We start from the raw sequence: 14,628 nt of genomic DNA, 5'->3' as shown, positions 1-14,628 counted from the left end.
GTTAGGCAGGACTGCAAGGCTGCATCCTGCCTAATCTAAAGTTTACAAGACTCGTTCTCTATTTGTTTGATTGACAATATGTTTGATCAGCTTTGCATTTTGAGCTGCACATTCTTTATGTTTGAACATATCAGCATGCCGGCCATAGCCTTGGTATTGGGTAAAAGATCCGGTCGTTGCCTGTGTCCACTCTTCCATCCAGTCCGGGATCGCTATTTGTTCTTCAGATTGGATGAACGTAATATCTGCCTGTATTTTGCCTTGATTCACCCCCTTAACAAACGTTTCATAGTAGGCGCGCGTCTTTTGGGCAAGCGCTTCTTGAACGATCTCTCCTTGAGCAAGTTCGCTTTGTTTCGTTTGATGAACAATCGCTTCAATATCATCATCAATGGATCGCCCTTCTAAATCACTTTCTCCAATTTTCTTATAGGAATCGATCATGATGACCTTCTCGACTGTCCGCCCTCCTTGTTCAAGCGCTTGAACAAGCTCAAAGGCGAGGTAACACCCGCCTGAGTACCCCATCAACGTCAGCGGCCCTTTTGGCTGAAGGTGCTGAATATGCTGAACGTACTGCGCCATTCGGTTATTCGTTTCAATAAAATCAAAGGCGATCAACCGGACATCATCAAGCGTTTTTGCTGCTTCCTGATAGATAAAGCCGTAGCCTGGTAACGGCGGAAGAGCAAAGACTGTTGATGTTTGAGATTCATTGAATACAAGATAGCCAGCGGTTTCCCCGTCCTGATGCTGAATATAATGACTAAGCGCTTCAATCGTCGGGGTCTCAAACAACAAATGGATCGGCACCTGAACCTCAAACTCTTTTGATACTTTGGACAAAAGAGACATCGCTTTTAAAGAATGTCCGCCAAGCTCAAAGAAATGGTCATCTGTGCTAATATCTTCTCGTTCAAGTACTTCCCGCCACATCACCAACAGCTTTTGTTCCACTTCATTTGCGGGCAGTTTCACACGGCGGTTTCCTTGCGGCGCCTCTGGTTTTGGTAGCTGGCGTTTATCAACCTTCCCATTTGGCGTAAGTGGGAGGTTCTCCAGTTCAATCAGCTCATGAGGCAGCATATAAGCTGGAAGACGCTCTTTCAGCCTTGATTTGATATCATCGAGTTTGCCTTTCCATGCATCATCACACGTGATATAGGCAAGCAGCCTTGTATGATTGGTTTCATCATGATCCGCTAGGATTACAGCTTGTTTTACACCTGGGTGCATGAGAAGGTTGGCTTCAATTTCGGTCAGTTCAATTCGGTGTCCTCGAATTTTTACCTGATCATCAACTCTGCCTGCATACTCAATCAGACCGTCTTCTCGAAAGTAAGCTAAATCCCCTGTGCGATACAGGCGCTCACCCGAAGCGAAAGGATGAGGAATAAACACTTGTTTTGTCAGATCAGGACGATTCAAATATCCTTTTGCCAGTCCTTTGCCGCTCAGACAAAGCTCTCCAACCATACCAATCGGCTGAAGCTGCCTGTGCTCACTCAATATATAAGCGCCCGTCTGGTTGAGCGGCTTCCCAATTGGAATAGAATGTGACTCTAAAGGGATCGCTTCATCTATCGGATAATACGTGGCAAAAACCGTTGATTCGGTTGGTCCGTATACATTCAACAATCTGCCTTTTCCCATCACATCAAAGGCTTTTCTCACATGCTGAACCGATGCCCTCTCTCCCCCAAACAGCACCTTACGCACACCGCGCATCCAGTCTGTTCCTTCATCAACGAGAAGATGGAATAAAGCGGTTGGAACAAACATGACAGAAATATGCTCTCCTTTTATCAGCTCAGTGAGCTTCCCCATATCTAAAATGGTTTCTTTTTGCGGCAGGACAAGCTTTGCTCCGTTTAAAAGCGCACCATATACATCAAATGTAAAGCCATCAAATACGCTATTTGATAACGACAGCAATGTATCTGTTTCTAAAATAGTTAAGTAATTCGTATTTTTGACCACCCGGGCAATATTGGAATGGGTCGTCATGATGCCTTTTGGCTGTCCGGTTGTTCCTGATGTATACATGATGTATGCCGTATCATCTAAACCTGCTTCAAGTGGCAGATTCTCTGAGCTCATCAGTAAAATTTCTTGATCATCTGCAAAAAGATACGTGCCATCAAATGCGAGTGACCTCGTCTGACTGATAAAGGATGAATGAGTCAGAAGATGCGTCGCTCCACTGTCTTTCAGCATATATTGGATACGGCTTTCTGGATAATCTGGATCAATCGGCACATAGGTGGCACCTGCTTTTAAGACAGCGAGTAAGCTGACAATGAGTTCAGGTGTCCGCTCTGCTAAAATGGCGGTCACCGTTTGATGTTCGACCCCATTTTTTTGCAAATGCCTTGCCAGTCGATTGGCTTGTTCGTTCAGCTCCGCATATGTCATCGTGTGATCACCTGCCGATAATGCCACTGCATTCGGCTGTTTTCGGACATTATGTTCAAACCACTTTGTCAAATAAAGCTGATCATGCTCCAGCTCAGGTGCATTCCATTCCTCTAACATTCGCTGCTTTTCCTGCTTAGTCACAAGTGTCAGTGTATGAACTGACTGATCTGGATGTTTGATGGTCCCTCTGATCAAAAGGGTCAGCTGATCCTTTAATTTATGGACAAATGCAGGATCAAATACACGCTGATTAAAGGCCAGCTTCATCTGCAATTGTTCCCCAGGTGATGCAAGTAAATTGAGATCATAGTTCGATTTTTCATAGACATTCATGTCTTCTACTGTAAAGCCAAGCAGTGACTCCTGCTCGTCTTTCTTTGCAGCTGGGACATTCTCAAACACCACAATATGATCAATGAGCTGCTGCTGACCTGCTTTAGCCTGAATATCATAAATCGGGATATATTGGTGCGGTTCAGCCGCTAAAGACTGCTGCTGCGTCTCTGATAATAGAGAACGGAACGTCATTTGGTCTGTCAGCTGAATTCGTCTTGGAATGACATTAATGAACAATCCCACCATCCGGTCTACACCAGCCAAATCTGCTGGACGTCCTGACACAACCGTTCCAAACAACACATCGTTTGAGCGCTGATACCTGCTGAGTAAGATAGACCAAATCGATTGAAGCGCACTGCTTAACGTGGCATTCTGCTGCAAGGCTAACTCTGATAAAGCAGCTGTTTCTTCTTTACTCATGGCCCATTCGATTTCGCCTAATTCATGCTCATTTGTTTGCTTTCGCTGTTCTTTAAAAGTCGATTGCCTCTCAAAGCCCGCCAAAGATTGCGTCCAATATTCAAGTGAGGCTTGTTTATCTTGTTTTTCCAGCCATTGAATATATTCTTTATATGGCTTGACTGGCTCCAGCCTGTAAGGGATGTCATGCAAAAGTGCATGATAAATCGCAAACAATTCCTGCACAACTAGACCAAAACACCAGCCATCTAGAAGGATATGGTGATAGCTCCATATCCAGCGATAGCTTGAAGGACCCGTTTGAAAAACAGAGGCCCGCATGAGCAGATCCTTCGAGAGATCAAATCCTCTCAGCTGATCCTTTTGTTTAAAACGATCGATACGTTCAAGCTGTTCACTTTCAGAAAGATCCTGTATGTCCACAATATCAAGCTGGAAAGGTCGATTCTTTAATACAACTTGGACAGGACGCTTCACTTTTTCGTGGAGGAACACGGTACGAAAAATATCGTACCGTTCCACGATGATATTCATGCTTTTCTCAAGAAGATCAGACCGAAGTGTCCCCTTCACGTTCATATCCATTTGTTCTACATAAAAGCCTTTTTCTTGATGATGGAGGGTATGAAACAGCATTCCTTCTTGCATCGGTGACAGATAGTACATATCTTGAACTTGATCCCTTTTAAATTGACTCATCTATTTCATTCCTCCTTTCCTTTTTCATGACTGATCTAGTGGTGTTACGTCAATTTCTCCTCGAGCATGTCAAAGATATCGTCCATTTCATCCATTTCAAGGTCTGCAGCCGAGAAATCACTTGGCGTAAATTCTCGCTCTTGATGCGCTAAGCAATGAGTGATGATGGATCTGATTTTCTCCTTCAACAATGCGATGAACTGCTGTATCGTTTGTTCTTCATATTCACTTGCACAATATGAGCACGACAGAATGAATTGATTGTGCTGAACAAGACCGCTGAGGTTCAGCTTATAAACAGCTTCTGATTCAGGGCTTGCTTGACGGCCCATATCATAGGTTGAGGGCCCAAAGAGTTCTGTCGTCACTTCCTGATCAATCTGCCCGAGATAGTTCAAGCTGATTTCAGGCTGCACGTGTTTGACTGACGGTTCGGATGGTGTCATGTATCTTAAAATACCGTAACCAATCCCTTTATTCGGTACACGCCGCAGCATCTCTTTCGTTCCTTTAATAGCGTCTGCAATGGTCTGATTCGGTTTCGCTTCAAGAACGACTGGATACATGCTCGTAAACCAGCCAACTGTGCGGGATATATCTAATCCTGATAAAATATCCTCTCTTCCATGACCTTCAAGCTGTACATGTACATGAGATTGTCCTGTCCATTCCTGAACGGCCAGCCCGAGCGCACATAGAAGAATATCATTCATTTCTGTTGTGTACGGAAGATGGATATTCGTTAACAGATGCTCGGTTTCTGCTTCTGTCAGCTGCATTTTGACCGCTTTCGTATCCGCGACTTTTCTTTCTTTTACTTCATGGTCAACAGGTAAAGTCGTAAACGGTCTATTTTCAATCGCTGCCCAATACTCCTTCTGGTTTTTTAGCAACTGCGACTGCGCGTATCGTTCAACCGCTTCTGCCCATTCTTTGAAAGAGTGCGTTTTTGGCGGCAGAACCATCGTTTCTCCTTTTTCTGCCTGATGATAAAGAGACATAAAGTCTTCTAGTAAAATCCGGCAAGAAACGCCGTCAATCACAAGATGATGTGTGATGATGAGTAAGTGATCACCGTTTTCTGTATGGAAACAAATCACTTTCATCAATGGACCTTTTTCAAGATTCAGTTGACGCTGATACTCATTGGCGTAAGTTGAAATCGCCTGTTTCACATCTTGCGCTTTTGAAACATCACAAGAAATAATTGAAAATGGTTCTGTCAGCTCCCGCTGATTGTATTGCAGAATGTCATCATGCTCCTGTCTGAACACCATGCGCAGTGCATCATGATGTGAGAGCAGTCTTTGCAGAACTTGTTCTGTGACAGCCAAGTCAAACCCTTTTGGCGCATGAAGCATCATTGAGAGATTCCAGTGGTGCTGGTGATCAAAGTTACGTTCAAAGAACCAGCGCTGTATCGGTGTTAAAATGACCTCTCCTTCCACAGGTGATTGATCAGCTGTGAGAAGGTCCGCTTCTTCGATATATGGGCGAAGCTCCGCAATCGTTGGATATTGGAAAAGCAGTTTCATATCGAGCTTCCAGCCTTCTTGCGTGAGTCTGCTTGCCATTTGGATGCCTTTAATCGAATCTCCGCCAAGGAAGAAGAAATGGTCGTGAATACCAACTTGGCTGACGCCAAGCACATCTTCCCAAATGCCGCAAAGCAGTGCTTCCACTTCATCTCTTGGGGCTTCGTATGCTGTTTGATTCGCTTCCATATCAGGTGCTGGCAGTGCTTTGAGATCCACTTTGCCATTTGCCGTCATCGGCAGTTGGTCTAGCTTGATGATCCATGATGGCACCATATATTCAGGCAAGGTGCGCTTTAAGCTTTCTTTCAAAGTGGCCGCTTCTTCATCTGTGATGGCGTAAGCGACAAGAGCGTCTTGATCACTTGCGTCTTTGACCGTTGTCACGACGGCTTCTTTCACTTCATTTAGCGCAAGGAGCTGCGCTTCAATTTCTGATAGCTCAATCCGGAATCCGCGGATGTTCACTTGATGGTCTTTTCTACCGAGGTAGATCAGCTCGCCATCCTCTGTCCATTTCACCAAGTCGCCTGTACGGTACATGCGCTCTCCTGGATAAAACGGATCTGGGACAAACCGTTTGTTCGTTTCCTCTGGGAGATTCCAGTAGCCTCTTGCCAGTCCTTTCCCCGCAATCACGAGCTCACCCGGTACGCCTTGCGGCGAGAGGTCATATAACGAACCCATAATGTAAAAACGAGTATTGGCAATCGCTGTTCCGATAGGAAGCGTGCCTTGATCTGGATCAATGATCCCGCTTGTCGCCACGACCGTATTTTCTGTTGGGCCGTAGTTATTCACGAGTGTATATGGAACGGGCTTCACCTGTTTCAGCTTGTCCCCGCCTGTCAGTAAGTAACGGAGAGAATGATTGTCCATCGACATAAACTGCTCACATAGCTGTGTTGGCAGGAACGCAATGGTGATGCCTTCGTGATTAAAATACGAATTGAGCTTGATCATATCGAGGCGAATCGCTTCGTCGATGATATGGAGCTCTGCGCCGGCCATCCACGTCGGGAACATCTCCCAAATGGAGGCATCAAAGCCAAAGCCTGCATATTTGGCGGTTCGGTCTTGTTTCGTCACCTGGAAAGCATCATTGTGCCAAAAAGCAAGATTGACAAGAGACTGATGCTCGACCATGACACCCTTCGGCTGTCCAGTCGTTCCAGATGTGTAAATCATATAGGCGAGATCCGTTGGTTTGATAGGAACCTGAATCTCGTGTGCTTCTCCTTCTACTGCCTCTTCTATGAAGAGGGTTTGACCTGTGAAAGAAGGTGGTGCAGTGAGCTCTTTCTGAATCAGAAGGACCTCTGCCCCGCAATCTTCCAGCATGTAGGCAATGCGCTGTGCTGGATAATCGGCATCAATCGGCACAAATGCCGCACCTGCCTTGAGAACTCCGAGAACAGCGGCTGTCATCTCAAGCGATGGACGTGTGAGAATGCCAATGCGGTCTCCCGGTTTTGTGCCGCTGGAAATGAGTCTTGCGGCGACTGTATTCGCCCGGTTGTTCAGTTCTTCATACGTCCAGCTTGTGCCGCAGAAAGTTGCAGCTTTTTGATCAGGTACTTCCTGTGACTTCGCCTCAATCAATGCATGAACCGTTTGATCTGTCGGGACATCTAGGATAGGTCCGGACCATTCATCAAGCAGATGTCGCTCTTCTTCTTTTGTTAAGATGGAGATGGTCGAGATCGACTGATTCAATTTCGCAAGCATTTCGTCTATGATTCGCTCAAAATATTGACTCCATCGCTGAATGGTACTCTTTTTAAATAATGCCGCTGCATATTCAAAGCGCAAGCCCACTTGATCTTGTTCCTCAAAGACACCGAGCGTTAAATCAAATTTTGCCTGAACGGCTTCTTGCTGTTTGTGCGAAAGCGTAAGTCCATTCAAATCCGGTAACGTCAGATCACGCTCATCCGTTGTCATCATGACACTAAACAACGGGTTGCGGCTCGTGTCTTTCGGAAGGTCTAACTGCGCGACCAAATCCTCAAATGGGAATCCTTGATGTTCATAAGCTGATAGATTGTGATCTCTTATTTTTTCTAGCAGATGCTCTGCAGTTTCTTCTAACTGAACGTCATGTCGAAGGGCCAGTGTATTCACAAACATGCCCGGAATCCGGTCGATTGACGCATGTGTACGTCCAGCCGTTACAGCCCCTATGACGATGTCATGCTGCCCAGTCAATTTATGAAGGAGAATGGCAAAGGCCGTTTGCATCACCATGTTCAAGCTCACACCTTTTTCAGCCATGAACGCTTTGATATGCTTCGCCTTCTCAGCAGACAGCCATCTATCAACCCGGTCTCCTGCAAATGACTGCACGCTAGGCCGCGGGAAATCAAGCGGAAGTGCTAAGTCTTCTGGCGGCTGTGCATATTGCTCCAGCCAATACTGCCGCTGTTTTTCAAGTGCTGCTTGCTGCTCTTCCTCTTGCTGCCATACCGCATAATCCTTGTAGTGCAACTGAACTGGCGGTAACGTCTTATGCTCATACAACTCCGCTAATTCTTGAATAAGCAGACTGCGTGTCACTCCGTCTGCGATGATATGGTGCATATCCATCATGAACACATATTTGTCATCAGACAGCTTTGCCACTTTTGCTCTCATTAGAGGTGCTTGATGTAATGAGAATGGTGTCATGAAGTTGTCTACGACAGATTGTACCTGATCGCTTTCTACTTCAACCATCTGTAACGTAAACGGCACACGGCGATAGATTTTTTGGACGGGACTGCCATCAATTTCAACAAAGGCTGTCCGCAATGACTCATGTCTATCAATTAAAGCTTGAATCGCTCCTTCTAGCTGCTTCAGATCAAGGTTTCCTTCCATCATGAAAACGGCTGGCATATGGTAGGTGACGGATTCTGGATGCAACTGCTGTAATACGTACATTCGCTTTTGTGCGGAAGAGACTGGATAGAAATCTTGCTTTTCCGCTGGCTGAATGGATGTGACGAGCGAAGCATCAGCTTCTTCCAAATAGGCAGCTATCGCCCGTATCGTTGGCTTTTCAAAAAGAACCTTGAGTGGAACATGCTGATTCAGTTTGGCTTGCATTTTCGAAATGAGCACCATGCCTTTCAAAGAATGCCCGCCTAATTCAAAGAAATGGTCATCAATGCCGACTTTTTCAATCTCAAGAACATCTGACCACATATCACAAAGCGTCTGCTCAAGCGCCGTTTCTGGTGCTGCATGTGCCGTGCGGTTCATATGTGCCTCATGAGGAAGCGGCAGAGATTTTGCATCCACTTTTCCGTTTTGCGTCAGCGGCATATGATCCACTTTGACAAAATAAGTAGGAATCATGTAATCCGGTAGTGTCTCTGAAAGCTTTTCTCTAAATGTCAGCGTTCCAATGTGATCAGGTGCTGTATAATATAACGCCAGCTCCGGTAAACGAGATGTGTTGATCACTTTGACATACACTTTTTGAATGGTTGAAAGGGCACGTGCGGCATGCTCAATTTCTTGTTTCTCAATTCGATAACCGCGAATTTTCACTTGATCGTCTACTCTTCCAAGGAATTCAATCTCCCCATTAGCATGCTGTCTAACCAAATCTCCCGTTCGATACATCCGCTCTTGAGGGAAATAAGGATTTTCAAGAAAACGCTCCGCTGTTAATTCAGGCTGATTCAAATAACCTCTTGAAACACCATCACCTGAAATATAAAGCTCCCCCGGTGCACCATAAGGAACAAGGCGCTGCTCGCGATTGCATACGAGCGCTCTTGTATGAGCAATAGGCTTTCCAATGATAGAACGCTCCTTTAAAGCGTCCAGTTCATGCGGTGTCATTAGCTTGCTCACTGTACCAATCGTTGTTTCTGTCGGACCGTAATGGTTCATCACTGCAACGCATGGATGCTGTTTCATAAATGTCTCAACATCTTCAGAGACAATCGGTTCTCCTCCCAATACCACAAGCCGTAAAGCGTCAAATGTATGACCCTTCGAATCTGCCATCATATGAAATAAGGATGGTGTCATTTTGATATAAGTCAGCTCTTGTTCATCAATAAAACGCATGAGACGTACAGGGTCTGTATACACGTCTTCACGAGGAATATAGAGTGTCCCGCCTGCTTTTAGAACCGGGAAAATGCTTGTGTAACCAAGGTCGTATGCATAAGAAGACAGGAGTGCCGTTCGATCGCATTCTTGTAAAGTCACTTCATGTGTCAACCAATTGACGTAGTGTGATAGATTACGATGCGTGAGCTGTACACCCTTTGGCTTCCCTGTTGTTCCAGATGTGTAAATCACATAAGCCAGTTGATCAACCGATACGTCCGGCAGGTCTAGAGAATCGTTTCGTTGGACGGCTTTCTCCACATGTACGACCTGAATCGACTTGAGATGCTGATACGAATCGCCAAGAGACTCATTTGCCACGATGACTTTTGCCCCTGAATCTTTTAATGTGTAACGAATACGTTCCGCAGGAAAAGCTGGATCAATTGGTACAAATGCACCGCCTGCTTTCATTACACCTAGCATGGAGACAATGACATAGACAGAGCGATCAAGAATAAGTGCGACTGTGCTTTCTTTCTCTACGCCTTGCATCTTCAGCTCACTGCAAAGAGCATTGGACATGTGATCTAGTTCACGGTAGGTCAGCTTCCTTTCACCATCCATCACCGCAATGGCATCAGGCGTTTCCATGGCTTGACGTGAAAATTGCACATGGTACGGCTCATGTTGACCTGTTTGTTCCCCATCCCTTTTCTCCAGCCGCTCCATTTGCTCATGCTGATCCAAGAGGTTGAACAAGCCAATTTGTTCATTCGGATGCTGGACCGCCTCACGAATAATCGCAAGAAGATGTGTTCCGAACCGGCGGATGGTTTCCTCTTTAAATAATGCCGTTGCATAGTCTAGGCTTAGTTTTATTTCTCCCTCACGTTCAAATGCTTCTAGAGACAGATCAAATTTGACGGATCGGTGTTGCATTGCATAAGGCGAAATGTTCAGATCGCCGAGCTTTAGTGCAGGAACATCCATGTTCTGCATATTAAACGAAACACTAAAGAGCGGGCTTCGGGTTGTATCACGATCAAGCGGTAGACGCGCGATTAACTCTTCGAGCGGATAGCTTTGATGTGCAAAAGCATCTACACTCGTTTCTTTTATTTCTTCAAGCAGCTGTAAAAATGACTTTGTTTGTTCCGGTTTCCCGCGCATCGCAATGGTATTGATGAACATCCCCGGCATGTCCTGAATATCTGGATGTGTTCGTCCCGCAACAGGAGATCCGACAATGATATCTTCCTGTCCGCTGTAGGATGCGAGCAGCACTTGAAATGCAGATAACAAGAACATGTACAGCGTCGTATCTGTTTTCTTGAGCAGCTCATGAATACGCTGAGTTGTCGCTTGATCACAGCCAAACATCACTCGTTCTCCAGAAAAATCACGTTCCACTGGACGCGGAAAGTCTGTCGGCAAATCTAAAACCGGTACATCTCCTTGGAATTGCTTCAGCCAATACGCTTCATGCACACGCTGTTTCTCTGTTTCTTCTTCACTTAACTGCCAGACAGCGTAATCTTTATAATGAATGGCTCTTTCTGCAAGTGCCTCTCCATCATAGGCTTTCGCCAAATCCTGAATGAACGTCTTCATGGAGCTGCCATCTGTAATCAGGTGATGTGCTTCCAGAACTAATAGATGACGATCATGACTCACTTTGAGCAGCTGTGCCCGCAGGAGGGGAGCGGCTGTCAAATCAAACGGCGCCTGACGTTCAGCAAGAAATGCCTCGGCCTCTTCTTCCTTTACATCATGGATGGGGAGGTCAAATGCCGCTCGTTCATGTACCCTTTGGACGATGTTCTCGCCTTTCATATGAAAACTCGTTCTTAAGATTTCATGCGTTTGAATCAACTCATCAAATGCTGAGGTGAGCCGCTGATGATCGAGCGTACCCTCAAGCGTTAAGACGATCGGAATATGATAGTTCGTACTCTTAGGTTCAAGTGTTTGTAAAATGTATAAGCGCCGCTGAGCTGGTGACACTGGATAGTTCTCCGCCTTCGCTGCGGGTAAGATCGGATGTCCTTGTTCTTCTTGACCGTCCTGGTCAATGTATGACGCAAGCGATCGAACCGTTGGCTTTTCGAATATCACTTGAATCGGAACTTCCTTTTGGAACACTTCTTGGATTTTGGCTGACATCATCATTGCTTTGAGTGAATGTCCGCCAGTCATGAAGAAATGCTCATCTATTCCCACCGTTTTCCCAAGCAGTTCCTCCCAAATTTGAGCAAGCGCCTTTTCCGTCTCGGTTTCAGGTGGAATGATCCTGATTTCTTCACGATCAGCTTCGTCAGGCGTTGGTAAAGCTTTTCGATCGACCTTTCCGTTTGCGGTAAGCGGAAAAGCATCTAGCTTCATGACGTGATGAGGTACCATATATGCTGGCAGTGCTTGATTAAATAGAGCCCGCACTTCTTCTTCCGTGATCGTTCCCATATAGTAAGCAGTCATTTCTTTTTCATCTGAAGGAGACTCATGGATGAGCACAACCGCATCATCGATCCCCGTCTCTTGTTGAAGAATCGTTTCAATTTCACCGAGCTCAATACGGAAACCACGGATTTTCACTTGATCATCTGTCCGTCCGAGGAATTCGATTTGACCATTTGAACCGTACCTAGCCAAATCTCCTGTTCGATACAAACGCCCTTCTGCCTTGAAAGGATCAGCGATAAATGCTTGCTTTGTTAATTCTGGACGATGGAGATATCCTCTTGAGACACCGTCTCCGCCAACATACAGCTCTCCTGGCGCGCCAATTGGCTGAAGTCTTTGATTGTCATCTAAAATGTAAGCGGACGAATGATTGATCGGCTGACCAATTGGAATCGTGCCCGTTTCATCCCCTCTCACCTCATAAATGGTCGAGATGGTGGTGTTTTCTGTTGGGCCGTACGCATTCAGTAAAACAAGTGATGGATGATTTTTCTTCACAAGCTCTGCACTTTTCACATTGATCACATCACCGCCTGTGATCAATTTGGACAGTCCTTTAAATATATGCGGCCGCTGCTGAGCGAGTTGATTAAACAAACCAGTTGTTAAAAAGAGCGCCGAGATTTGATTCGTTTGGATAAAGCGTTCAAACCGGTTGATGTCCAATAACGTGTCACGGTCAACAGGATAAAGCGTTGCACCGTTCAGCAGTGTGGTGAAAATTTCAAAAGTAATGGCATCAAAGCTGACTGCTCCTGTATGTGCCATACGATCCGACTTGTTCAAGCCCAGTGCCTCCTGAGAACATGCCAATCTGACAATATGCTGATGCTCAATTTGAACACCTTTTGGCTGGCCGGTTGACCCCGACGTGTACATGATATACGCCAATTGCGAAGGAGAGGTCTCGACTTCGAATGGTCCGTTTGACTGATTCGATATGTCCGACACACGAACGGCTTGGATACTTTCATGAACTGGCGGCTGGCTGTCCGCATAGAGCAAAACGGATGCGCCGCTGTCTTCAAGCATAAAGCGGATTCTCTCCTCTGGCTGGGCTGGATCAATTGGTACATAAGCAGCCCCTGCTTGAAGAATCGCTAAAATGGCGATCACCGCTTCAGCAGATCGATTCATATACACTGCGACGGCATCTTCTTGTTTCACTCCGCTATCAATCAAATATCCCGCAACACGATGGATTTCTTGGCCGAGTTCTTCATAGGTGAATGCCCGCTCTCCTTCGACTAACGCCAGATGGTCTGGCTGCGTTTGAATGCGTTCTTTAAGAAGCTCAGGAATAGACAGATGCTTTGGATAATCTCGTTCTGTCTTGTTCCATGCTTCAATCTGCTGTTTTTCTTCTTCGGTGATACACGTCACGTCATGAAGGCGAACTTCCGGATTCTCGATGATCTGCTTCATGAGGTTGGTCAGGTGTTTCGATATTTTTTCAATGACCTCTTCTTCAAAAGCAACCGCATTGTATTTGATTTTCAATGTCCATGTTTCACCTGGATATACAAGGACATTTAGATCGAAATTCGTTTGTTCAAATCCGTCTTTTACATCAATGGAAAACCCTAGACGTTCCGACATGGTGTCACCAGATAGCTCTTGATCTAAAGGATAGTTCTCAAACCCGACCAAGTGATCGAAGAGTTGTCCTCCTGCAGCTGTCTGTTGCTGAATGTCATAAAGCGGCATAAAATCATAGTTTTCCGCTTCCAGCGCATGCTGCTGAACTTTTTGAAACAGCTGTTTGAAGGTGTCTTCCTGATCCATTTCTACCCTGACCGGTATTGTATTGATAAAAAGTCCTGCCATCTGTTCTATACCAGCCACACTTGGCGGCCTGCCAGATACGACTGTTCCGAAAGTGACATCATGTGCCGCATGGTAAGTGCCTAAAAGAACCGACCAAACAGCCTGGAATAGATTTGGTGCTGTCACTTGGCAATTCCTTGCGATCTCTTGAATGGTGCTGACCATTTCAGCATCCCATGTGAACGTCCATTCCTGATGGTCATATTGTCCGTTCGCTTCTTTTTGCTGCAAAAGCCCTTGATGCTGAATCGCACCATCTAAGCGATCCTTCCAATAGCCTTCCGCTGCTTGTTGATTTTGCTTGCCAAGCCACTGAATATAATCTGCATAAGGTTTTCCTTGTGAGCGATCCGGCGTTTTGCCGTTCCGATAAGATTCGTAGTAATGAAACAATTTTTTCATCAAAACTCCCATGGACCAACCATCCATGATGATGTGATGGTTGCTCCAAATGAGATGCCAGTTTGTTTCATTCAGTTGAAAAACAGCGACCTTCAATAACAAATCATTCGTTAAATGGAAGCCTTGCTTTCTCACTTGCTTTTTATATTGATCTAGTACCTTTTGCTGTTCCTGATGGTTCAGGTGAGATAGATTCTCTCTATACACATCTAGATTGCGCTCTGCCAGTACAACCTGTCGAGGCTTCTGTAATTGCTGATAGACAAAGGCTGTACGGAGAATGTCATATGTGCCGATGAGCTCATTGAGACTTTTTTCAAAAAGATCGAGATCAAACTCCCCTCTTATTCCAAGCTCCAGCTGTGTGAAATAAGAGGACGAATTAGGGTCTAGCATGGCATGATATAACATGCCTTCTTGCATTGGTGTTAAAGGATATACCTTTTGAATCTTCTGTTTGCTCATAGTCCACCTCTTC

At 45.5% G+C, this 14,628-nt stretch carries 2 protein-coding genes; both read right to left on the bottom strand.

Annotated features, from left to right (window positions below; translation table 11 throughout):
* Positions 1–42: 42 nt before the first annotated feature.
* A complete protein-coding gene (locus NST73_RS01980) occupies positions 43–3,876 on the bottom strand; it encodes an amino acid adenylation domain-containing protein (protein ID WP_342499330.1) in 3,834 nt (1,277 codons plus the stop codon).
* 44 nt (positions 3,877–3,920) lie between these two features.
* Entirely contained in the window at positions 3,921–14,615 is a 10,695-nt protein-coding gene (locus NST73_RS01975; protein ID WP_342499329.1) for an amino acid adenylation domain-containing protein, read from the bottom strand.
* Positions 14,616–14,628: the final 13 nt, after the last annotated feature.

This window comes from Bacillus sp. FSL W7-1034, from assembly GCF_038593365.1.
Classification (GTDB): domain Bacteria; phylum Bacillota; class Bacilli; order Bacillales; family Bacillaceae; genus Bacillus; species Bacillus altitudinis.
Note: the sequence above shows the minus strand (reverse complement) of the source record. Positions and strands in the feature narration are given on the sequence as shown.

What these genes read in the sequence shown, in the direction of transcription:
- NST73_RS01980 (WP_342499330.1), bottom strand. Translation starts at nt 3,876, where the DNA reads ATGAGTCAATTTAAAAGGGATCAAGTTCAAGATATGTACTATCTGTCA.
- NST73_RS01975 (WP_342499329.1), bottom strand. Translation starts at nt 14,615, where the DNA reads ATGAGCAAACAGAAGATTCAAAAGGTATATCCTTTAACACCAATGCAA.